This is a genomic window from Rickettsia endosymbiont of Gonocerus acuteangulatus (assembly GCF_964026435.1).
In the GTDB taxonomy this organism is placed as follows: domain Bacteria; phylum Pseudomonadota; class Alphaproteobacteria; order Rickettsiales; family Rickettsiaceae; genus Rickettsia.
In genome coordinates, this window is sequence record NZ_OZ032147.1 from 509,914 (window position 1) to 531,879 (window position 21,966).

Consider the following 21,966-nt stretch of genomic DNA (forward strand, 5'->3'; position numbering starts at 1 on the left):
ATTATGTATAGCATAAATCATTAAGATACTGACAATTTAATAGTATTAAAAACAGCATCATAAAATGTTTCAAAATCTTCTACAACTTTCCTAATTTCATTTTTTATCTTAAACCAGTAATGCTCTATAGGATTTAAATCAGGAGAGTAAGTTGGTAAATACAATATGGTACAACCAACGGATTCAATTAACTCTTTAACTTTAGAATTTTTATGAAAATTAATGTTATCCATAATAACGGTTTGCCCAGGTTGTAATTCTGTAATTAATACATCCCTAATATAAGTTTTAAAGACCTCTGTATTACAATTACCTTCAAATATTACAGGAGCAATAAGATTACCATTACAAAGACCAGCTATCATACTTATTCTAAATTTATGTTGATACACCTTTTCTCCATAACACCTTTGTCCTATAATGCTCCATCCATACTCTTTGCAAGCATTATCCTCTATTCCAGATTCATCAAGATATACTAATTTGTCTTTTGTGATGGTTTGTATCTTTGCTATAAATTCATTTCTTAATTTAATATCTCTTTTCGGATGAAAATGAGTTTTTTTATAGCTATAGCCAAGTTTTCTGATTTGTCTTAAAATAGTTACAGATGCAATATTACCCCATTGCTTTGCTAACTCCTTTGATGTTTTATTCATATTAGCTTTAAAAAATTCTTTAAAAGATTCTGAATCTTTTATCTTATGACTATGTCCTTTCTGATAACCAGTTGCTGCTTCTAAAGTACCTTGCTTATCTTTTAATTTTTTCCATTTATATATAGTATCACGACTTACATTAAATAATTTACTTACCTTACTTATTCGTATCCCTGCTTCTACAGCTTTTATAACTCTTAGTCTTAGTTCTATTGCATATGCTCGTGCCATATCTCTTTACATGCTTGTTAATATTTGCTTACTATAACATGATACTCTCGCTCTGTCAGTACCTTAATGACTTATGCTATATCTTTCACAGATATAGAACAATTCCAGAATCATATTAGCAATATTCCAGACTTAGATGTAAAAAATTATATTACCGGTACAGTCATGAACTTAATTACTGTGACTACTTACAAAGATATGAAAGTTAAAGATGAAGTGGCAGATATTCTAGATAACATATTAAATAATTTAAATCCCGAACTAGTAAATCATAGTATTTTAAATATTACACCTTTATATGTTGCCGTTCATAATAATAAATTAGAAATAACCGAAGCTTTACTTGCTAAAGGAGCAAATCCTAATGAAGTTGATAAGAATGGTTGTTCTCTTTTATATATCGCATGTGATAAAAATTTTCCAGAAATAGCCAATTTATTATTAAAGAAAGGAGTTAATCCTAACATCTCAGATAACTCCAATCGTACGCCCTTAATGGAGGCATGCTTTAATAACTCTTTAGAATTAGTAGACGCATTACTTACTAAAGGAGCAAATTCTAATACTGTGAGTAAAGATAAACTGACACCATTAGTTATAGCTTGTTCTAAAAATTCTGAAAAAATAACAAGCAGTTTATTAGAGAATAATGCCAACCCTAATGTAATAGGACCAAAAGGTATCATTCCATTAATTATAGCCTGTTCTAAAAATTCTGAAGGAATAGTGTCACATTTATTGAAAAAAAATGCTAATCCTAATATAGAAGATCGTAACGGAGTTATGCCTTTGTTTGTTGCTTATAAAAACCGTTCAGTAAGAATAATGGAACTTTTGTTAGAAAAAGAAGCAAATTCTAATGTTATAAATAGAAAAACAGGTACTACCCTTTTGTATAGTGTGTATAATGATAATAATTTAAAAATATTTCGGCTTTTAATAAATCATAGAGCTAACCCTAATTTGTCTAATATTGATGGTACTACTACTTTAATGGCTGCATGCGAAAAAGGGGATTTAGAAACAGCTATACTACTATTAAAGTATGGAGCTGATATAAATAAATCTAATGTAAAGGGTGACACTCCAATACGTTTAGCTTGCAAAAATGGTAATCTGGAGTTAGTAAAAATGCTTGTAGAAAATGGTGCTAATTTAGAGATATAGCATAAGTCATTAAGGTACTGACAGAGCGAGAGTATCATGTTATAGTAAGCAAATATTAACAAGCATGTAAAGAGATATGGCACGAGCATATGCAATAGAACTAAGACTAAGAGTTATAAAAGCTGTAGAAGCAGGGATACGAATAAGTAAGGTAAGTAAATTATTTAATGTAAGTCGTGATACTATATATAAATGGAAAAAATTAAAAGATAAGCAAGGTACTTTAGAAGCAGCAACTGGTTATCAGAAAGGACATAGTCATAAGATAAAAGATTCAGAATCTTTTAAAGAATTTTTTAAAGCTAATATGAATAAAACATCAAAGGAGTTAGCAAAGCAATGGGGTAATATTGCATCTGTAACTATTTTAAGACAAATCAGAAAACTTGGCTATAGCTATAAACAAAACTCATTTTCATCCGAAAAGAGATATTAAATTAAGAAATGAATTTATAGCAAAGATACAAACCATCACAAAAGACAAATTAGTATATCTTGATGAATCTGGAATAGAGGATAATGCTTGCAAAGAGTATGGATGGAGCATTATAGGACAAAGGTGTTATGGAGAAAAGGTGTATCAACATAAATTTAGAATAAGTATGATAGCTGGTCTTTGTAATGGTAATCTTATTGCTCCTGTAATATTTGAAGGTAATTGTAATACAGAGGTCTTTAAAACTTATATTAGGGATGTATTAATTACAGAATTACAACCTGGGCAAACCGTTATTATGGATAACATTAATTTTCATAAAAATTCTAAAGTTAAAGAGTTAATTGAATCCGTTGGTTGTACCATATTGTATTTACCAACTTACTCTCCTGATTTAAATCCTATAGAGCATTACTGGTTTAAGATAAAAAATGAAATTAGGAAAGTTGTAGGAGATTTTGAAACATTTTATGATGCTGTTTTTAATACTATTAAATTGTCAGTATCTTAATGATTTATGCTATACAAGGTCGTGGGCTTAATCCTATATCTATTGCTGACCAGTATGGTCATACAAAAGTAAAAGCGTTTTTAGAAACAGAAATTAATACTCAAAGAATATTAAATAAACTTGATAAAAATAATCCATCATATAATCCGCCTCCACCAAAGCCGCCGCGTTTACCTAAATTAGAAAGCTTAAATAAAAGAGCTTGGGTATTATCAGCAGATATTAATTCAAATATAAACCATCCTAAGCATGATTTTTTTAACTCAAATCGTGGAGCTGAAAATAAATTATTAAAAGAGATAATAAATTCAGCAATAGAAACAATAGATAAAATAAGCCCGATTAATAATGAAATACGCAGAGAAATAAAAAATATTTTATCAGAAGAATTACAAAAAATACCTATTAATAATTTAATAGTTAATAAGAAAGGAATAATAAACTTTATTACTGAAGAGCTAAAATTAAATAATCAAGAAAACAATAATAATATAGGATACCAAACCTCTCAACAAAATTTAAGAGATATTGGTAGTCGGGTATTAAATAGATATGTTTACAGACCGCAAACACAAACAACAAATAGCAGTGCTCATAAAAGGCAAGGTTTTGTGAAACCTAATAATAATTATCAAGGAAGAGGCTAGATTTAAAGAAAAAATTATTATCCCAACAAGTTAATATAATCTTCATACTCTTCAAAACTTTCCGGCGTCAGTTGTTCGGTTGTATTATATTCATGAATTTTATTTTTCAAAAATCTTTTTACTAGTTTGTTATCAAAATAAGAATTACATTCTATAAATTCGTAAAATTGACCTAGCTTATTTATATAAGTTGATACATCATATTTAATACAAGATATATTTAGAGTTTTTAGCTTTAACTTTCCAAATTCTATTATTTGTTCATATAATGCATTATCATTTTTGTATGTTAAAATTAAGCTTCTTTGCTGAGTTTGGTATATGTTAAATGCTACTTCCGCTATACTAAAATCTTCCTCATAAAATGCCACTTCAAGATCGATAAAATTTCTTAGCTCTTCACTTCCTGTACTTACTAAACTCACCCACACTATTGCGTTTTACGCTTATATCAGGGTTATAAGGTGAAAGTATTTTTATCCCTTCTAAATTATGCTGAGTGGCAAGCAATTCAACAAGACTATTGCCGTTTTCGTCTTCAGCATTAGGGTTTCCGCCTGCTTCAAGCCAAGCTTTGAATGCTGACATATTATTTTGTTTAATTGCTTCAAAAGGGGTAGGTATAATTTTATTAGGCATTTATTTTATAAAAATTAATTAAAAGTTAATCTATCAATATACGTAAATTACTAAAAAATCAATTGATTTTTTAGTAGGTAACTTAAATTTTTAATTGATAATTAATTTTATTATGCTTAGTGTTTTTGCTACCAACAATTAAAAATAAGTTAAGATATGAGTAAATTAACAAAACTTACGCTATGTTATAGCAAATATGCTAAAAACCCTTACTACAAAGCTATGTTTTTACAGTGCATCACTTTATAATATCCTTTAATTTATAGGAATTATATCAAACATAGCGTAAGTTTTGTTAACAATAACTAATTCTAATAATGGTTTAAGTCCTATAACCATCAGTGATTCTGAATGCACATTTACATTTGCTCCTTGCTTGAATATAAATAATTCTACAATTATTTATAATAATAGTAATGGTTTAAATCATACAAAAATTTCATATAATAATGGTATTACTGTTGAAACTAGTAGTAATAAAATAAATATTAATGGTTTTGGAGGTTCTATTGAATTTGAGAGTTATAGCGGCTCTGCTACGATTAATGTGGGAGCAGAAGTTGTTATAATTAGTAACAATGGAGACCCTCTATTACTACACTTACTTTGAATGACGAATTTAATTCTAACACTTTAACATTAAATAATCATTGTTTATACCTAGAAAATATTTTTGTTAATACAGATACAATATTTAATAATTTGTGTCCATATATAGCTTAATGCGATAAGTGTCATTGCTAAAATAAAAGGGACCAGTAAATTGCACGAAAAAGGGACCAGAGAAGTTGGTGTGACCTAATAAGGTTAATGTGCAATATTCACTAGATAATTAAGCAAGTAAATATCTAGTGATACAATGATAAGAATAAATATGTATACAACAATTATCACCCTTTATAAACAAGGCAATAGTCAAAGGAATATTGCCAAACTAACAAGAACAGACCGCAAAACAGTACGAAAAATAATAAACCGCTATGTAGAGGCTGGTACAGAATCCCCAGCAATCTATGAACGATCTTCAGTTTTGGATTTTTGGCACGAAAAAATAATTGAGTTATTAGAAAAAAATCTGAGTTACATAAGAATTTTTGAGGAGTTAAAAAATCAAGGTTATACAAGCAGTTATACTTCTTTGACCCGTTATATCAAAAAATATAAAATTAAGGATAACAGTTGCATTCGTTTTCATACTTTAGCAGGAGAGGAAGCACAAGTAGATTTTGGTGACATAGGCTTACAGTATAATTCTAAAGGGCGTAGAGTTAAAGCATATGTATTTAATATGCGTTTAAGCTATAGTCGCCTTGATTATTATGAAGTAGTGTTTGATCAAAGTTGTCAAACATGGATTCAATGTCATATCAATGCATTTAATTATTTTGCTGGTAGTCCAAAAGTAATAAAACTTGATAATCTTAAAGCTGGAGTAGTAGATGCCAATTTTTATGAGCCAGTATATCAGAAGGAATATAAGTGCTTAGCCGATCATTATGGAATTTTACTTTCTCCTTGTCGAGTGTATCAACCGCAAGAAAAAGGCAAAGTTGAGTCGGGAATAAAATACGTTAAAAATAATTTTTTTGCTGGTCGTAAATTTGATAGATATGAAGAATTAACAAATGGTCTTGCAAATTGGTTAAATAAGGCCAATAGCCGAATACATGGTACTACTAAGAGAATACCTAGAGAACTGTTTGAGCAAGAGGAAAGAAGTAGTTTGATTCCTTTACCATTAGAAACTTTTGATTTGTCATCTTGGCATAATCGAAAAGTAGCAAAAGATTGTCATATTACCATAGATAATAATTATTACTCTGTACCAGCAAAATATATATACAGTGAGGTAATGGTACAATTGTCCCCAAAACTTGTTCAAATATTTTCTATACAAAATGATTTAATAGCAAGACACGTTAGAACAGAGGGCAAGGGGATATTTACCACTAATCCGTCTCATTATGCTAAATACAAACGTCTATGCCCAGGTTTTATAGAATATAGTGAACATTATCAACAACAAATGCAGCAGATAGGGAATAATTGCAGTTTATTATTAGAATCATTACAACAAACAAGAGTGAATGATTGGCAACGTTGTGCACGAGGTATCATTTCTTTACGTAAGGTTTACAATGATGACTTAATAGATAAAGCCTGTCATAGAGCACTACATTATGGTATAAGTTCTTACTCTAAAATTAAGAATATTTTAAATAGTAATGCAGTAAACTTACCATTACCAGAGTTTGGAGGTAATAATGCAGAACTTATTTAATGACCTACGAAGCTTTAGATTATCAGGTATAGTCAATAGTTTAAATGAAAGGATTATTTATGCTCAAAATAATAAACTAGGATTTAAAGAATTTCTATCACTATTATGTGAAGATGAAAAATCTAACCGTAAGGATAATAATTACCGTCGCCGTAAAAGTGCTGCTAAATTGCCGGTAACTAAAAATTTAGAAGACTTTGATTTTAATTTCCAACCAAGTGTTGATGCCAAAGTAATAAGTGATTTATCAACTTGTGATTATATTAATACTAAGGGAAATGTAATATTCATAGGTGATTCAGGAACTGGGAAAACTCATCTTGCCATTGGGCTAGCATTAAAAGCTTTAACACGAGAATACTCTGTATATTTTACTACGGTATCGGATATGCTTTATAATTTACATATTGCAAGAGCAGATAATAGTTATCACAAAAAGGTTAAATTACTCCTATCGTTTGATTTATTAATTCTTGATGAGCTCGGGTTTAAGCAATTGCCAAAACATTCAGTAGAAGACTTTTTTAATATTATTGCTAAACGATATGAAAATAAATCTACCATTATTACCACAAACAAGGATTTTGAAAAATGGAATGAAATATTTGCTGATGAAGTATTAACTCATGCAATTATTGATCGAGTGGTACATCATGCTCATATACTAAACATAAAAGGTAAAAGTTATCGTATTAATAACTATAAATCTGGAGGTAATATGGCATAAAAATTTTTAAATATAGTGGTTCCTTTTTCGTGCAATTTACTGGTCCCTTTTTAATTGACAATGACAATAAGGTAGTGATTTTTTAAGAGCATAGTAAACAGCATCAAAAAAGTGCTCAAAATTAGAAATAGTTTTTCTTATTTCATTCTTGATTTTAAACCAGTAATGCTCAATAGGATTTAAGTCAGGAGAGTAAGTTGGTAAAAATAAAATACTGCAACCAACAGATTCAATTAACGTTTTCACTTTTGTACTTTTATGAAAATTAATATTATCCATTACTACTATCTGACCAGCCTTTAATTCCTTGATCAATATCTCTTGTACATAAGTTTCAAAAATGTCCTTATTACATGTCCCATCAAATATTATTGGGGCAATAATATCTTTGACACACAGCCCAGCAATCATACTAATCCGTGATTTATGTTGATAGACCTTTTCACCATAACATCTTTGACCGATAATGCTCCACCCGTGTTCTCTACAGCTATTATCTTCTATCCCAGACTCATCGATAAATACTAAATCTTGTTTATCTATAGTTTTTAGTTTCAATATAAACTCATTCCTTAGACCAATATCCCTTTTGGGATGAAGAAAAGTTTTTTTTATAACTATAACCTAATTTATTAAGCAATCTTGATATCGTACTTGCAGATACTTTTTGACTCCAGTTATTAGCTAGCTCCATGGTGGTTTTATCAAAATTTAATTCTATAAATTTTTTAAATCCCTCTATGTCTCTTATTATTCTACGATGTCCTGTATGATAACCACTTTTTGCTTTGACATCCCCAGTTTGTTTCTTTAATTTTTTCCACTCTATTATAGTCTTCCTACTAATAGAGTATATCTCTGAAGTCTCTTTTATTGTTTTACCATCTGTTAAACTTTTTATTACTCGTATTCTTAAATCGTATGAATATGCCTTTGCCATAAGTTTTTCATTTAGTATAATCCAACTCATACTATAAGTCACTACCTTATCGCATTAAGCTATAGTAAACTGAATTCTATTAATATTGCAAAGGGAAAAAACTTTGAGCAAACCGAAAATGATTTATACATAAATAAGTTAAATTTAGAACCAGCAGCGAAAATAGAATTTACTCATAATAGAAGTAACTATAAATTCATTAATCCATCCCAAAGTAATGATTTAGTAGTTAGGAATTTATATGATATTGCAGAAGATGCCAGCAATATTAATACGATTGAAGAGTATTATGCTAAGAAAACAGGAGATTATGATTTTTGTCATCTTACGGCATTTAAATTTTTAAATTCTGACGTATTACAGCTAGGAGTATGCAACGACAGTTTTCTTTGCCGAGGGGTGACAGTTTTCTTTGCCGGTTATGGTGGTAGTGTATTGCTCATCCCAATCTCCTTGTTATCTATTGTATTACTTCAGTTTTAAATTGTTTGAATGTTGTCATCCCTCATTCTTATTAGGATTTAAATCATAATTAAGCATTATAAATAACTCATTTAGAGCATCTTTAGAAGAATAATTCTTATTGCCTTCGTAATGTGTTGTAGCAACTAATTCCTTTATCACTGCTCTTATTGATAACCATACAATTAAATTATCATGTTTTTGCCTATTATAATGTATTGATATCCTTTCAAATTCAGGATAATTAGCTATATCTTCTTCTTCAACATATGGCATGAACATTGCTAATGATTCATTCACCATTGCTTTATCTGGAGAGCTGGCTAATATTTCTTTTCCTACTGCATCATTTAGATTTATCACATGATTAATATTATGAATATTACTATCAAGAAAAATATGATCAAAATTCTGATCTAATAGTTCTTGTATCTCTTGGCTATTCTGGATTACAGTTAGTTTATTAGAATGAGCAAAACTAGTAATTTCCATAATGGTTGGGGGTATGTGCTTTCCTAAAAAATCTATTATGCATACTGCTCTTTGTAACGATTTTAAGTCTAAGTGTAATATAGAGCCTTGCTTAATACATCCAGTTGCTAAGACTACGGGATAACACTCTTCTGGTACATCTTGATAATGTACCTCTAAATTCAAGTTTTTAGCTTCTTTATAATACAATAATACAAAATGCTTTTTACTCTCAAATCCTATACACTTTAGCTTTTTTAAAGCCCTGACTAATAAATCTTCATTGTGGACCTTATAATATAATCTAGCAGGCATCATTGGCTCATTGGTAGTAGTATAGATTACTGTATCATTATGATCATTAATACAATTAGTTATCATACTATTTATTATCCTCTACTTGTTTTAGTAATGCACTTTTTCTTCTATAACTATCTGATTGAATTTCTAAAATTGTAGCATGATGAATGAGCCTATCAATCGCTGCTACAGTCATAGAATTAGTAGTAAAAATGCTATCCCACTGACTAAAAGGTTGGTTAGCAGTTACAATCATACTACCAGATTCATATCGTTGAGCAATTAACTCAAACAATACATGTGTTTCTCCTTCATCTTTACGTACATAACCAATATCATCAAGGATAATAACATCATACTTATCTAATTTGGTCAGTTCATTTGGTAATCTATACTCTTTACGTGCAGCTTGTAAAAGCTGTACTAGTTTAGTAGTAGATATAAATAATACCTTAACATGTTTCTCCACTAAAGCATATCCTATTGCAGCCGCTAAGTGACTTTTGCCTACTCCAGACGGACCGAAGATTAAAAGATTTTCTGATCTCTTTATCCAGGCAGTATTAAAAGCTAATTCCTCTATCTTAGCTTTATTCAGTGGCTGTATAGCATAAATCATTAAGATACTGACAATTTAATAGTATTAAAAACAGCATCATAAAATGTTTCAAAATCTTCTACAACTTTCCTAATTTCATTTTTTATCTTAAACCAGTAATGCTCTATAGGATTTAAATCAGGAGAGTAAGTTGGTAAATACAATATGGTACAACCAACGGATTCAATGAACTCTTTAACTTTAGAATTTTTATGAAAATTAATGTTATCCATAATAACGGTTTGCCCAGGTTGTAATTCTGTAATTAATACATCCCTAATATAAGTTTTAAAGACCTCTGTATTACAATTACCTTCAAATATTACAGGAGCAATAAGATTACCATTACAAAGACCAGCTATCATACTTATTCTAAATTTATGTTGATACACCTTTTCTCCATAACACCTTTGTCCTATAATGCTCCATCCATACTCTTTGCAAGCATTATCCTCTATTCCAGATTCATCAAGATATACTAATTTGTCTTTTGTGATGGTTTGTATCTTTGCTATAAATTCATTTCTTAATTTAATATCTCTTTTCGGATGAAAATGAGTTTTGTTTATAGCTATAGCCAAGTTTTCTGATTTGTCTTAAAATAGTTACAGATGCAATATTACCCCATTGCTTTGCTAACTCCTTTGATGTTTTATTCATATTAGCTTTAAAAAATTCTTTAAAAGATTCTGAATCTTTTATCTTATGACTATGTCCTTTCTGATAACCAGTTGCTGCTTCTAAAGTACCTTGCTTATCTTTTAATTTTTTCCATTTATATATAGTATCACGACTTACATTAAATAATTTACTTACCTTACTTATTCGTATCCCTGCTTCTACAGCTTTTATAACTCTTAGTCTTAGTTCTATTGCATATGCTCGTGCCATATCTCTTTACATGCTTGTTAATATTTGCTTACTATAACATGATACTCTCGCTCTGTCAGTACCTTAATGACTTATGCTATACTTGGCTAAAATCAAAAGTGGTTAAAGATTTACCAGGTGGTAAGTGTGCTTTCCTAAGATAAGCTTGTACTTTTTCCCTATGACGTGTCTCTACCTCCTGTTCTAAAAGAATAGAAAACAGTTTATTATAACTCCATCCTTCAATTTGTGCCTTCTCTAAAAAGTTTTCCCATGTCTCAAGTATAGTCAATAATCCTAATTCTTTTAGAAGAATTGGTAAAGTTGCAGAATCATGCATAACAACCTCCTACAGCAAACACAGATAAAAGATGATCATATGTTTGTAGCGAATGTTGTGTTACTCCTATAGGTGGTAATAATGGATTATTACTACAAGATTGAAAACGTATTTGCAATAAACTCAAAGAAGGTATCTGACCTTTAGAAAGAGATGACAGCACCAATTCTCCTAGTGCCAGTTCACAATCATAATCAGCAGCTAACTTTAAAATACCTACCATTAATTTATTCGCATGCTTTGGCTTACAATGCTGATTAATCAAATTCCAAATGTTTTTATATGTCTCATTTGGTAAAATATCATCCCGTAGAATAGAACCACGAAATGCTCCAGGCTTCTTTATCAAAGCATTTACTAAATGGCGGTAATTAATACATCTAGATCTTTGCCATTTTTTATTTTTATCAACTCTTACTTTTGCTAGATTTAATACATGATCAGCACCTAAATAACATGCAAGATAACTATCATAAATATGAATCTTCAGTTGCTGACCAATCAAACGTGATGGTACAGTATACATAACTTTTTGTACCGATATAGTACTAGACGTTGTTACCCTTGCAGTGATCTCAGTAAAATCAATCGTTCTTTTTTGAGGTAGTAATTGTAAATAAGGTCACTCAATATTAAGTTGTGCTTCATGACGGTTATTGTGTTTTTGAACTATCACATCTATAAAATCTTGATATTCTTCAACTGATTTAAAATCATATGAACCACGGAGTAAAAGAGCTTGTTCTAACCTTCTTTTGAGATGCCCATGTGCTGCTTCAACACTGCCATGTTCATGTCCTTTACCTCGATTATTTCTGGTAGCAATCATACCATAATGGATACATATTGCTTCATAACTTTTAGTTATATCTTCTTCACTATTTGAATAGAGATTTTTAAAAGCTGCTGATAAACTATCTGTTCTATGCTCACGTGGGCAGCCACCTAACTTCCATAAAGCATCCTGTAGTGATTGAGATAAAGCAGTAAAGCTCTCTCCACCTTGAATAATTTTCATAAAAGACCAATTGCTATAAGCTAAGCGAAAGTGATATAAAATATGCTGAAATACCTGACCTTTAATTGTAATATTAATACCTTTTAAGACAGTGAAATCTGATAAACATTGATGTCCCGGTTCATGTAACTGACGAAAAACAATTTCTTTCTCCGGACCATGTAGTGCTTTCCACTTACTAACACGTCTTTGCATAGTTCTTAATATACAAAACTTACGCTATGTTTGGTTCTAAATATCGTAAAGATGGAGAACGCAGCTGTTGTTGCATATAGTCATCTAAAAGCCCTAACTTTATTTGGTAAACCGTTTTACCGATTGTATTTGCAGTCCTTTTGAGAAATGCCCAAACTAAAAATGCCCAACTAATATGATTACGTTGAATACGCTGTTTCCTGCATTGACAACGTTCTATCCCAGTAAGTTGCTTAATTTCTCTGTGCATGCTCTCAATTACCCATCGAAAGCCACACTCATCTTGTGCAGCTTTAGAAGATTTGTGAGTTTTGTTATTGGTAACAACATACTCAACTCTGTTGGTAGAAACAGTAAATTTAAACAAATTAACATGCTTATTTTTAGCAAAGCCTTTTATATGAATCTCTACTCCATGCCTGATCTCTTCATCTGAAAATGTCAACTCTTTTACAGCTTTATAAGGTTTAGAATCGTGCGTTTTACTAACGTTTCTATTGGCTTTAATAGGGGCATAATAATATTTCCCCAGAGAGTCAACATGTTGCATAATTTTGTGTGTAGAATACCATGTGTCAAAAAGTACTGTTTGAAAAGGAATCTTCTTGCTATAAACAGCATTATTTAACATGTTTAATAGGTGTTCTAGTTTTGTTGCTCCATCATGATCAGGTGCAAAAATTCGATAATCTATTACCCAAAACTTATTAATATCAGGGTTATAATATACCAGACTCACTACTCCTATACCTTTAGTAACTCTACCTGTAGCTCCACTGTACTGCGATCTTGCAATTTCTATTTGCTTCGTATTCCTTTTATTTAAAACCGTATCATCAAATATTGTATATCCATTAGATGAAAAAATAACATCATTCTTGATGTGTTCCCATAACAAAGAAGGTGTATATTTTTCATTCCTTAAAAATCTATTAATAACATCATGACTACATTTCTTTGCATGTTCAGCGTAGTAGGTTAAACTATAATTCTTTTGGCTAACTATTAAAAATTGACAATAATCTGTCCTATTAATTGGTATTGCTTGCAACTTTATCCTCTTTGACATGTTTAATTATTTTTACAATAATTTATCACTTTTTTACTCATAGCGTAAGTTTTGTATACTATCCGGATATTCTCCAGGATGATGATCCTGTAGATATTCTAATAATGTTAATGATGTTAAATGTGGTATTTGTTCTAATAAAGGCACTATAATTGGTTCTCACACTTTGTCTAAAGGATCATTAATACGTTTAGAAACTTTTTTATATTGTTTTTGTGGTAGCCCTCTTCTTTCTATATTTCTAGCAGTACGTTCTGAAAATCCTGCTTTAGCTGATGCAATAACTTGGTTTAAACCTGCTTTTCTTAATGTCATATATACCTTTACTTGTTGGTGTGTTATTCTTTTCCCAGACATCTTTGCAACTAATTAATTTGTTTAGATGTCTATTTTATTATCGGCAAAGAAAACTGTCACCCCTCGGCAATAATATCTGTCATTGCATACAAGTAGTAAAATCAAAATCTTTACCTAAGGCAATATACTCTCTAATACGGCTCATTAGGTTTTGGAAATATGTAAGATTGTGCCAAGTTATTAGCATCGCTCCAAGTATCTCACCTATTCTAACCAAATGATGCAAGTAAGCTTTACTGTAATTTCGGCAAGCAGGGCAAAGGCAATCAGCTTCTAAAGGCTCATTATCTTCAGCATATTTACTATTGCGGATATTTACCGTGCCATATTTCGTGAAAGCCTGACCATTACGACCTGACCTAGTCGGGATTACGCAGTCAAACATATCTACCCCTCTGCTGACTGCTCCGATAATATCAGCAGGCTTTCCTACCCCCATCAAATATCTAGGTTTATTTTGCGGTAGGAAATCAGGGGCATAATCAAGAACTTTAAACATAAGTTCTTGCCCCTCCCCAACTGCAAGACCGCCTATAGCATATCCTTCAAAATTAAGCTCTATTAAATCTTTAGCCGATTGCTTGCGTAACTCTTCGTAAGTGCTACCTTGAATAATACCAAACTGTGCATAACCATCTCGTTTAACAAATGCTTCTCTTGATCTATATGCCCATCTAGTTGTGAGCTGCATAGAGGTTTTTGCTTCTTCAAACGTTGCAGGGTAAGGCGTACATTCATCAAAAGCCATGGTAATAGTGCTGCCGAGTAAATGCTGTATTTCGGTAGAACGCTCAGGCGTCAGCAAATATTTATCACCATTAATATGCGAGTTAAAACTTACTCCCTCTTCCGTTATCTTACGCAACTTCGATAGAGACATTACTTGATAACCACCGGAATCGGTTAGTATCGGCTTATCCCAATTCATGAATTTATGCAAACCACCAAGCTTAGCAATACGCTCGGCACTTGGTTGTAGCATTAAGTGGTAGGTGTTACCAAGCAGAATATCGGCCCCTGTTTCGGCTACCGATTCAGGTAGCATTGCTTTAACTGTTCCTCTTGTTCCGACCGGCATAAAAGCAGGCGTACGAATTTCGCCATGAGCAGTAATAATAACACCGCTTCTTGCTTTTTTATGTTGATGATTGATATTAAAGGAAAATTTTGACACTAATAGTTGCCTGTTTATTTAAATATTAAAGACAGCATTTTAGCATAATATAGATTGTAGATAAAGATTTATTCCCTATATGGATTGTTTTTCCCTTATTACAAGGAAAAATTAATGTTGTTGGATAGTTCAGTTCAACCCTTGTCATGCCATGACGGCATTGCCCTAGTGGAACATTTTCCCTCTGTCATCCCGTGATTTATTCTATAGTACCGGACAGTTTAAAAAAATTAGCATCATTGCAGGAAAAAGCTAGCGTTATTGTATGGCTTCTATGTCATTCCCGCGTAGGCGAGAATCCAGGAAAAAAAGTCTAAATATAGCAATTTTTTAGAATATAAAAGCTCGATATTATCTCGCTTTATGCTGGATTCCCGCCGTTGCTAAGAAATGACATAGAATAATAACTGTCCGGTACTATTAATGCCCTCACAGGGTAACAGGAAAATACTTATACGCAAATAGCGAGTGATCTAACAAGCTCAATGATTATTTTTCTAACATCTGGATTCTGTATAGCATAAATCATTAAGATACTGACAATTTAATAGTATTAAAAACAGCATCATAAAATGTTTCAAAATCTCCTACAACTTTCCTAATTTCATTTTTTATCTTAAACCAGTAATGCTCTATAGGATTTAAATCAGGAGAGTAAGTTGGTAAATACAATATGGTACAACCAACGGATTCAATTAACTCTTTAACTTTAGAATTTTTATGAAAATTAATGTTATCCATAATAACGGTTTGCCCAGGTTGTAATTCTGTAATTAATACATCCCTAATATAAGTTTTAAAGACTGAAAATACTATAAGTAAGTAGAACAGAACCTATTTAAAATAATAAGATTTTAAATAGGTAATGATGAACAGAAAATATAGACACTTATCTCGAGAAGAGAGATATGAGATAAAAAGAATGTATGACCTAGGAGTCAGTATTAATAAGATAGCACAACATCTTACGAGGTCTAAAAGCACTATTAGTATGGAGCTAAAAAGAAATAAGGTAAAAGATAAGTATATGCCTTGTGTTGCTCAGGAAAAATATGAAAACAGGATGTATCAGCAAGAGTTATTAAAAATAGAAAAGAACCCTATGTTGTTAGATTATATTAAAAATGCTATGATTCGCAAGAAATGGTCGCCGGATGCTATAGCCGGAAAGTTAAAACTAGACAAAAATACAGCTTTGTGTATCAGTACAGAAAGTATATATAGATTTGTTTACACTTCTGCAGTAGCAGCTAAATTAAAGTTATATAGCTATTTACCTTCTAAAAGATATAAAAGGCAAGAAAGAGGGAAGAGGCGTCAAAGGATCATTATACCACAAAGGATCTCAATACATCAGCGTGATGCAATAGCTACGAAAAAGGTAGAAGTAGGGAATTTTGAGGCAGATCTTACATTTCATAAAGGTAATCAAAGTATGAATATTGGTGCACTGGTGGATAAAAAGACAAAACTTACGCTATGTTTGATATAATGCCCATGAATTAAGGGATATTATGAAGTGCTTCACTATAAAACATTGCTGTGTAATAAGAGTTTTTAGCATATTTGCTATAACATAGCGTAAGTTTTGAAGAGTCAAAAGATTATTTTAGTGCTGAATAACTCCAAGAGAGCTACAACAGTTACCAATGGTTTTTTAAGAAAGATAAAAACTCTTCCAAATAGTGTGAGAAAGACTATTACTATGGATAATCTGTAGTAGTTGACATTTGATCTTACATTTAATTAAAATAATGTATTAAAAAATACAGATAAAAAATAGGAGGTCACAATGCACTTAAATCAAAAAATAATAAAGCCAAAATTAGGTTTACTTGAATTAGCTAAGAGCCTTGGTAGCATATCATCAGCATGTAAAGCAATGGGATATAGTAGAGATAGTTATTACAGATTTAAAGAACTGTATGAAACTGGTGGCGAAGAAGCATTATAGGCTATCGGTGACGGTAGAGGGGTTTTTGTGGAAACTCGTTCCCTTTTCGGCTCTGTCCAAATAAGTGTGGGAATTTCTCAAAGGTTATATAAAAATATAATATAACAAAAGGAGAAATTATATGCACCAAAAACAAAATGAAGCAATGAATCAAGCGATAGATTTATTAATAAATAATGATACAGATATATCAACATTACTTAAAGAGGATGGTTTATTAAAGCAATTAACCAAACGGCTTGTAGAGAAGGCATTGCAGTCAGAGATGAATAATCACTTAGGATATGATAAATATTGTCATACTGATAGTGATAATGTTCGTAATGGTAAGAATGTAAAGAATCTAGTAACAAATAATGGAGTTATAGAGATTGAGGTTCCAAGGGATAGAAGTAGTACATTTGAACCTGCATTAATTCCAAAGCGTCAAAGACGTATTGAAGGATTTGATGATAAAATAATATCGTTATACGCTAAAGGAATGAGCTTATCTGATATTAAGATTCAAATGCAAGAATTGTATGGAGCTGACGTTAGCGAAAGTTTGATAAGTCAAATTACTGATGATGTAATTGAGGATGTCAAGATATGGCAAAGCCGACCATTGGATCGAGTATATGCTATAGTATTTTTTGACTGTTTAGTAGTAAAAGTACGTCAAGATAAACGAATTATCAATAAGTCTGTATATGTAGCATTAGGTATTGATTTATCTGGCAGGAAGGATATTTTAGGATTGTGGATCAGTGAAAATGAAGGAGCAAAATTTTGGCTTGGTAATTTTACTGAGATGAAGAACAGAGGTATGCAAGACATGCTTATTGCTTGCAGTGATAATTTAACCGGTATGTCTGAGGCGATAGAGGCAGTTTTTCCGAAAACCGAACATCAATTATGTATTGTACATCAGATTAGAAATAGTTTAAAATATGTATCATATAAAGACCGAAAAGAATTAGCGGCTGATTTAAAGCCTATTTATACTGCTAGCACAGAGGAAGAAGCACATCTTGCTTTAGAATCTTTTGAAGCTAAATGGAGTAAACAGTATCCACAAATTGCTAAATCTTGGTATGTTCATTGGGAAAATTTAATGGTTTTTCTAGGATACCCTGAGGCGATAAGGAAAGTAATATACACAACGAATAGTGTAGAATCTGTCAATAGCCAATTACGTAAGGTTACCAAGAATAAACGGGTTTTTCCAAATGATAATGCCGTTTTTAAGACCTTATATTTGGCAATTGATTATATGACCAAGAAATGGGCTATGCCGATTCCAAACTGGAACGCAGCTATGGCTCACTTTTTGATAAAATTTGAAGGTAGAATTTAAGCCCTATGAAAAATTTACACACTTAATTAGAAAGACTCCCCTTTTCATTTTTGTAGTTGTCACTTTATTGTTTTAATGCTATTATACTTCCCATAAAGCTCTAACTTTTACTATTTTTTGACAGCAAGAGTTCCTCCTCCAGTCATTACGGGAACTAAATACTAGTGAAAATGCAAGGACTAAGTAAAACAAAATCTATAAATTTTCTGCCCAAATTTCATTGGGGGTTTTATAACCAAAAATCTTTCTTGGCATGTTATTTAAAATCTCAGCAACATTGTCAAGACCTCTTTGTGTAACGGTAGTAATATCTGTATTTTTAGGTAAAATTCTATGAATCATAGAATTCATTTTTTCCACTAATGCTTTTTGTCTAGGGCGGTATGGATCACAAAAGAAAGTTTGAAACCCAGATAGTCTATAGGCAACATGCCCCACAAACTCTTTGCCATTATCCATAGTAATAGTCTTTCTCACACTATTTGGAAGAGTTTTTATCTTTCTTAAAAAACCATTGGTAACTGTTGTAGCTCTCTTGGAGTTATTCAGCACTAAAATAATCTTTTGACTCTTTTTATCCACCAGTGCACCAATATTCATACTTTGATTACCTTTATGAAATGTAAGATCTGCCTCAAAATTCCCTACTTCTACCTTTTTCGTAGCTATTGCATCACGCTGATGTATTGAGATCCTTTGTGGTATAATGATCCTTTGACGCCTCTTCCCTCTTTCTTGCCTTTTATATCTTTTAGAAGGTAAATAGCTATATAACTTTAATTTAGCTGCTACTGCAGAAGTGTAAACAAATCTATATATACTTTCTGTACTGATACACAAAGCTGTATTTTTGTCTAGTTTTAACTTTCCGGCTATAGCATCCGGCGACCATTTCTTGCGAATCATAGCATTTTTAATATAATCTAACAACATAGGGTTCTTTTCTATTTTTAATAACTCTTGCTGATACATCCTGTTTTCATATTTTTCCTGAGCAACACAAGGCATATACTTATCTTTTACCTTATTTCTTTTTAGCTCCATACTAATAGCGCTTTTAGACCTCGTAAGATGTTGTGCTATCTTATTAATACTGACTCCTAGGTCATACATTCTTTTTATCTCATATCTCTCTTCTCGAGATAAGTGTCTATATTTTCTGTTCATCATTACCTATTTAAAATCTTATTATTTTAAATAGGTTCTGTTCTACTTACTTATAGTATTTTCACTAGGACGTACAGTGATAGATACAAATCAAATTATAAAAAACAATACTATATAGCATAAGTCATTAAGGTACTGACAGAGCGAGAGTATCATGTTATAGTAAGCAAATATTAACAAGCATGTAAAGAGATATGGCACGAGCATATGCAATAGAACTAAGACTAAGAGTTATAAAAGCTGTAGAAGCAGGGATATGAATAAGTAAGGTAAGTAAATTATTTAATGTAAGTCGTGATACTATATATAAATGGAAAAAATTAAAAGATAAGCAAGGTACTTTAGAAGCAGCAACTGGTTATCAGAAAGGACATAGTCATAAGATAAAAGATTCAGAATCTTTTAAAGAATTTTTTAAAGCTAATATGAATAAAACATCAAAGGAGTTAGCAAAGCAATGGGGTAATATTGCATCTGTAACTATTTTAAGACAAATCAGAAAACTTGGCTATAGCTATAAAAAAACTCATTTTCATCCGAAAAGAGATATTAAATTAAGAAATGAATTTATAGCAAAGATACAAACCATCACAAAAGACAAATTAGTATATCTTGATGAATCTGGAATAGAGGATAATGCTTGCAAAGAGTATGGATGGAGCATTATAGGACAAAGGTGTTATGGAGAAAAGGTGTATCAACATAAATTTAGAATAAGTATGATAGCTGGTCTTTGTAATGGTAATCTTATTGCTCCTGTAATATTTGAAGGTAATTGTAATACAGAAGTCTTTAAAACTTATATTAGGGATGTATTAATTACAGAATTACAACCTGGGCAAACCGTTATTATGGATAACATTAATTTTCATAAAAATTCTAAAGTTAAAGAGTTAATTGAATCCGTTGGTTGTACCATATTGTATTTACCAACTTACTCTCCTGATTTAAATCCTATAGAGCATTACTGGTTTAAGATAAAAAATGAAATTAGGAAAGTTGTAGGAGATTTTGAAACATTTTATGATGCTGTTTTTAACACTATTAAATTGTCAGTATCTTAATGATTTATGCTATACCAGAAGTTGTCAAAGAAACTCCTTGATAATATTATAGCTCATATTGAATCAGCTAAATCTCATGTGGCAAGTTATACCAATTCGGCATTGGTACTCCTTTACTGGAATGTTGGCTTATTAATTAATAACGAAATTTTATCTGGATCAAGAGCAGAATATGGAGAACAAATTTTATCACATTTAGCAAAGGAATTAACGTTATTATATGGTAATGGATTTGATAGACCTAACCTTTCTCGTATGGTTAAATTCTCAAAACTATATTCTAAAGAGATTTGTGTTACATTGTCACAACAATTATCTTGGTCTCATGTAATAAGACTTATAGTGATTGAAGATGAGTTAAAGAGAAACTTTTACGCAGAGATGTGTCGATTGGAACGTTGGAGTGTAAGGGTTTTAAGACAAAAAATAGATAATATGCTTTTTGAGAGAAGTACGATTGCAAAGAAACCAGAATCTATCATTAAGACAGAGATAGGAAAACTTCAATCTGGTGATTTAAATAATCCAGATTTATAGCTTAATGCGATAAGGTAGTGATTTTTTAAGAGCATAGTAAACAGCATCAAAAAAGTGCTCAAAATTAGAAATAGTTTTTCTTATTTCATTCTTGATTTTAAACCAGTAATGCTCAATAGGATTTAAGTCAGGAGAGTAAATTGGTAAAAATAAAATACTGCAACCAACAGATTCAATTAACGTTTTCACTTTTGTACTTTTATGAAAATTAATATTATCCATTACTACTATCTGACCAGCCTTTAATTCCTTGATCAATATCTCTTGTACATAAGTTTCAAAAATGTCCTTATTACATGTCCCATCAAATATTATTGGGGCAATAATATCTTTGACACACAGCCCAGCAATCATACTAATCCGTGATTTATGTTGATATAGCTTAATGCGATAAGGTAGTGACTTATAGTATGAGTTGGATTATACTAAATGAAAAACTTATGGCAAAGGCATATTCATACGATTTAAGAATACGAGTAAAAAAAGTTTAACAGATGGTAAAACAATAAAAGAGACTTCAGAGATATACTCTATTAGTAGGAAGACTATAATAGAGTGGAAAAAATTAAAGAAACAAACTGGGGATGTCAAAACAAAAAGTGGTTATCATACAGGACATCGTAGAATAATAAGAGACATAGAGGGATTTAAAAAATTTATAGAATTAAATTTTGATAAAACCACCATGGAGCTAGCTAATAACTGGAGTCAAAAAGTATCTGCAAGTACGATATCAAGATTGCTTAATAAATTAGGTTATAGTTATAAAAAAAACTTTTCTTCATCCCAAAAGGGATATTGGTCTAAGGAATGAGT

General features: G+C 31.0%; 25 protein-coding genes and 4 pseudogenes. 13 read left to right on the forward strand and 16 right to left on the reverse strand.

Features of this window, described 5'->3' with window-relative positions:
- Nucleotides 1-20: 20 nt before the first annotated feature.
- On the reverse strand, nucleotides 21-890 hold the full coding sequence (locus AAGD55_RS03200; RefSeq protein ID WP_341792122.1) for an IS630 family transposase: 870 nt from the start codon (nucleotides 888-890) through the stop codon (nucleotides 21-23).
- A 66-nt stretch (nucleotides 891-956) separates the two neighbouring features.
- Here AAGD55_RS03200 and AAGD55_RS03205 point away from each other — a divergent pair, with 66 nt between their 5' ends.
- From AAGD55_RS03205 to AAGD55_RS03215, 3 genes are all read left to right on the forward strand, one after another.
- Nucleotides 957-2,057: an ankyrin repeat domain-containing protein gene (locus tag AAGD55_RS03205; protein ID WP_341792123.1), complete on the forward strand. Its 1,101-nt coding sequence runs from the start codon at nucleotides 957-959 to the stop codon at nucleotides 2,055-2,057.
- A 76-nt stretch (nucleotides 2,058-2,133) separates the two neighbouring features.
- A protein-coding gene (locus AAGD55_RS03210) for an IS630 family transposase (protein WP_341790894.1) occupies nucleotides 2,134-3,004 on the forward strand; the annotation gives its coding sequence in 2 pieces (ribosomal slippage) (nucleotides 2,134-2,460 and nucleotides 2,462-3,004; 870 coding nt in all).
- The gene (locus AAGD55_RS03215; RefSeq protein WP_341792124.1) at nucleotides 3,004-3,651 is read left to right on the forward strand and encodes a hypothetical protein; all 648 of its coding nucleotides are present in this window, start codon (nucleotides 3,004-3,006) and stop codon (nucleotides 3,649-3,651) included. Before AAGD55_RS03210 ends, AAGD55_RS03215 begins: the two co-directional genes overlap by 1 nt.
- Before the next feature lie 17 nt (nucleotides 3,652-3,668).
- Here the strand turns inward: AAGD55_RS03215 and AAGD55_RS03220 are convergent, their stop codons facing one another.
- Both AAGD55_RS03220 and AAGD55_RS03225 read right to left on the reverse strand, forming a co-directional pair.
- Entirely contained in the window at nucleotides 3,669-4,076 is a 408-nt protein-coding gene (locus AAGD55_RS03220; RefSeq protein WP_341792125.1) for a hypothetical protein, read from the reverse strand.
- Nucleotides 4,051-4,290 (reverse strand): hypothetical protein, encoded by a 240-nt coding sequence (locus AAGD55_RS03225; RefSeq protein ID WP_341792126.1) that lies wholly within the window; start codon nucleotides 4,288-4,290, stop codon nucleotides 4,051-4,053. Before AAGD55_RS03225 ends, AAGD55_RS03220 begins: the two co-directional genes overlap by 26 nt.
- 292 nt (nucleotides 4,291-4,582) lie before the next feature.
- On the opposite strand from AAGD55_RS03225, the gene AAGD55_RS03230 reads away from it, so the two are divergent.
- From AAGD55_RS03230 to istB (AAGD55_RS03240), 3 genes are all read left to right on the forward strand, one after another.
- Nucleotides 4,583-4,900: a hypothetical protein gene (locus AAGD55_RS03230; RefSeq protein WP_341792127.1), complete on the forward strand. Its 318-nt coding sequence runs from the start codon at nucleotides 4,583-4,585 to the stop codon at nucleotides 4,898-4,900.
- Between the two features lie 264 nt (nucleotides 4,901-5,164).
- Nucleotides 5,165-6,571, forward strand: a complete 1,407-nt coding sequence (gene istA / locus AAGD55_RS03235) for an IS21 family transposase (RefSeq protein ID WP_341790850.1) — start codon at nucleotides 5,165-5,167, stop codon at nucleotides 6,569-6,571.
- Entirely contained in the window at nucleotides 6,555-7,298 is a 744-nt protein-coding gene (gene istB, locus AAGD55_RS03240; RefSeq protein WP_341790851.1) for an IS21-like element helper ATPase IstB, read from the forward strand. The genes istA (AAGD55_RS03235) and istB (AAGD55_RS03240) overlap by 17 nt, the downstream gene beginning before the upstream one ends.
- A gap of 36 nt (nucleotides 7,299-7,334) precedes the next feature.
- Here the strand turns inward: istB (AAGD55_RS03240) and AAGD55_RS03245 are convergent.
- The 11 genes and pseudogenes from AAGD55_RS03245 to AAGD55_RS03295 all read right to left on the reverse strand — a co-directional run.
- Nucleotides 7,335-8,238 (reverse strand): IS630 family transposase gene (locus AAGD55_RS03245; RefSeq protein WP_341792505.1). Its coding sequence is split into 2 segments (ribosomal slippage): nucleotides 7,335-7,910 and nucleotides 7,912-8,238, totalling 903 coding nucleotides; the frame shifts between segments, so codons are not numbered across the junction.
- A 498-nt stretch (nucleotides 8,239-8,736) separates the two neighbouring features.
- On the reverse strand, nucleotides 8,737-9,489 hold the full coding sequence (locus AAGD55_RS03250; protein ID WP_341792128.1) for a hypothetical protein: 753 nt from the start codon (nucleotides 9,487-9,489) through the stop codon (nucleotides 8,737-8,739).
- Nucleotides 9,490-9,553: 64 nt separating this feature from the next.
- The gene (gene istB / locus AAGD55_RS03255; protein WP_341792129.1) at nucleotides 9,554-10,090 is read right to left on the reverse strand and encodes an IS21-like element helper ATPase IstB; all 537 of its coding nucleotides are present in this window, start codon (nucleotides 10,088-10,090) and stop codon (nucleotides 9,554-9,556) included.
- A protein-coding gene (locus AAGD55_RS03260; RefSeq protein ID WP_341791135.1) for an IS630 family transposase occupies nucleotides 10,090-10,960 on the reverse strand; the annotation gives its coding sequence in 2 pieces (ribosomal slippage) (nucleotides 10,090-10,632 and nucleotides 10,634-10,960; 870 coding nt in all). Before AAGD55_RS03260 ends, istB (AAGD55_RS03255) begins: the two co-directional genes overlap by 1 nt.
- A 76-nt stretch (nucleotides 10,961-11,036) precedes the next feature.
- Nucleotides 11,037-11,279, reverse strand: coding sequence for an ATP-binding protein (locus AAGD55_RS03265; RefSeq protein WP_341792130.1), 243 nt, complete (start codon nucleotides 11,277-11,279; stop codon nucleotides 11,037-11,039).
- Nucleotides 11,272-11,805: a hypothetical protein gene (locus AAGD55_RS03270; RefSeq protein WP_341792131.1), complete on the reverse strand. Its 534-nt coding sequence runs from the start codon at nucleotides 11,803-11,805 to the stop codon at nucleotides 11,272-11,274. Before AAGD55_RS03270 ends, AAGD55_RS03265 begins: the two co-directional genes overlap by 8 nt.
- 96 nt (nucleotides 11,806-11,901) lie before the next feature.
- Nucleotides 11,902-12,492 carry an IS21 family transposase gene (gene istA, locus AAGD55_RS03275; RefSeq protein ID WP_341792132.1) on the reverse strand — a complete coding sequence of 197 codons (591 nt, stop codon included), beginning with the start codon at nucleotides 12,490-12,492 and terminating at the stop codon, nucleotides 11,902-11,904.
- A gap of 19 nt (nucleotides 12,493-12,511) precedes the next feature.
- The gene (locus AAGD55_RS03280; RefSeq protein WP_341790834.1) at nucleotides 12,512-13,561 is read right to left on the reverse strand and encodes a transposase; all 1,050 of its coding nucleotides are present in this window, start codon (nucleotides 13,559-13,561) and stop codon (nucleotides 12,512-12,514) included.
- A gap of 159 nt (nucleotides 13,562-13,720) precedes the next feature.
- Nucleotides 13,721-13,876 (reverse strand): hypothetical protein, encoded by a 156-nt coding sequence (locus AAGD55_RS03285; protein ID WP_341792133.1) that lies wholly within the window; start codon nucleotides 13,874-13,876, stop codon nucleotides 13,721-13,723.
- Nucleotides 13,877-13,997: 121 nt separating this feature from the next.
- Nucleotides 13,998-15,092 (reverse strand): tRNA guanosine(34) transglycosylase Tgt, encoded by a 1,095-nt coding sequence (gene tgt / locus AAGD55_RS03290; RefSeq protein ID WP_341792134.1) that lies wholly within the window; start codon nucleotides 15,090-15,092, stop codon nucleotides 13,998-14,000.
- Between the two features lie 528 nt (nucleotides 15,093-15,620).
- Nucleotides 15,621-15,896 (reverse strand): annotated as a pseudogene (locus AAGD55_RS03295) (transposase); the annotation flags it as partial.
- A 61-nt stretch (nucleotides 15,897-15,957) separates the two neighbouring features.
- Here AAGD55_RS03295 and AAGD55_RS03300 point away from each other — a divergent pair.
- The 4 genes and pseudogenes from AAGD55_RS03300 (at nucleotide 15,958) to AAGD55_RS03315 (ending at nucleotide 18,382) form a co-directional block, all read left to right on the forward strand.
- A complete protein-coding gene (locus AAGD55_RS03300) occupies nucleotides 15,958-16,584 on the forward strand; it encodes an IS30 family transposase (protein ID WP_341790896.1) in 627 nt (208 codons plus the stop codon).
- Between the two features lie 96 nt (nucleotides 16,585-16,680).
- Nucleotides 16,681-16,812, forward strand: coding sequence for a hypothetical protein (locus AAGD55_RS03305; protein ID WP_341792135.1), 132 nt, complete (start codon nucleotides 16,681-16,683; stop codon nucleotides 16,810-16,812).
- 72 nt (nucleotides 16,813-16,884) lie between these two features.
- A pseudogene (locus AAGD55_RS03310) lies at nucleotides 16,885-17,043 on the forward strand (helix-turn-helix domain-containing protein); the annotation flags it as partial.
- A gap of 124 nt (nucleotides 17,044-17,167) precedes the next feature.
- A complete protein-coding gene (locus tag AAGD55_RS03315) occupies nucleotides 17,168-18,382 on the forward strand; it encodes an IS256 family transposase (protein ID WP_341790919.1) in 1,215 nt (404 codons plus the stop codon).
- A gap of 195 nt (nucleotides 18,383-18,577) precedes the next feature.
- Here the strand turns inward: AAGD55_RS03315 and AAGD55_RS03320 are convergent, their stop codons facing one another.
- Nucleotides 18,578-19,552 carry an IS30 family transposase gene (locus AAGD55_RS03320; RefSeq protein ID WP_341790996.1) on the reverse strand — a complete coding sequence of 325 codons (975 nt, stop codon included), beginning with the start codon at nucleotides 19,550-19,552 and terminating at the stop codon, nucleotides 18,578-18,580.
- A gap of 191 nt (nucleotides 19,553-19,743) precedes the next feature.
- Between AAGD55_RS03320 and AAGD55_RS03325 the strand changes: the two are divergent.
- Together AAGD55_RS03325 and AAGD55_RS03330 are read left to right on the forward strand one after the other, a co-directional pair.
- Nucleotides 19,744-20,613 (forward strand): annotated as a pseudogene (locus tag AAGD55_RS03325) (IS630 family transposase).
- Between the two features lie 21 nt (nucleotides 20,614-20,634).
- Complete coding sequence (locus AAGD55_RS03330; RefSeq protein WP_341792136.1) at nucleotides 20,635-21,150, forward strand: DUF1016 N-terminal domain-containing protein; 516 nt, start codon at nucleotides 20,635-20,637, stop codon at nucleotides 21,148-21,150.
- Here the strand turns inward: AAGD55_RS03330 and AAGD55_RS03335 are convergent.
- Nucleotides 21,145-21,543 (reverse strand): annotated as a pseudogene (locus tag AAGD55_RS03335) (IS630 family transposase); the annotation flags it as partial. The gene AAGD55_RS03330 and the pseudogene AAGD55_RS03335 overlap by 6 nt on opposite strands.
- Nucleotides 21,544-21,835: 292 nt before the next feature.
- On the opposite strand from AAGD55_RS03335, the gene AAGD55_RS03340 reads away from it, so the two are divergent.
- Nucleotides 21,836-21,964: a hypothetical protein gene (locus tag AAGD55_RS03340; RefSeq protein ID WP_341792137.1), complete on the forward strand. Its 129-nt coding sequence runs from the start codon at nucleotides 21,836-21,838 to the stop codon at nucleotides 21,962-21,964.
- Nucleotides 21,965-21,966: the final 2 nt, after the last annotated feature.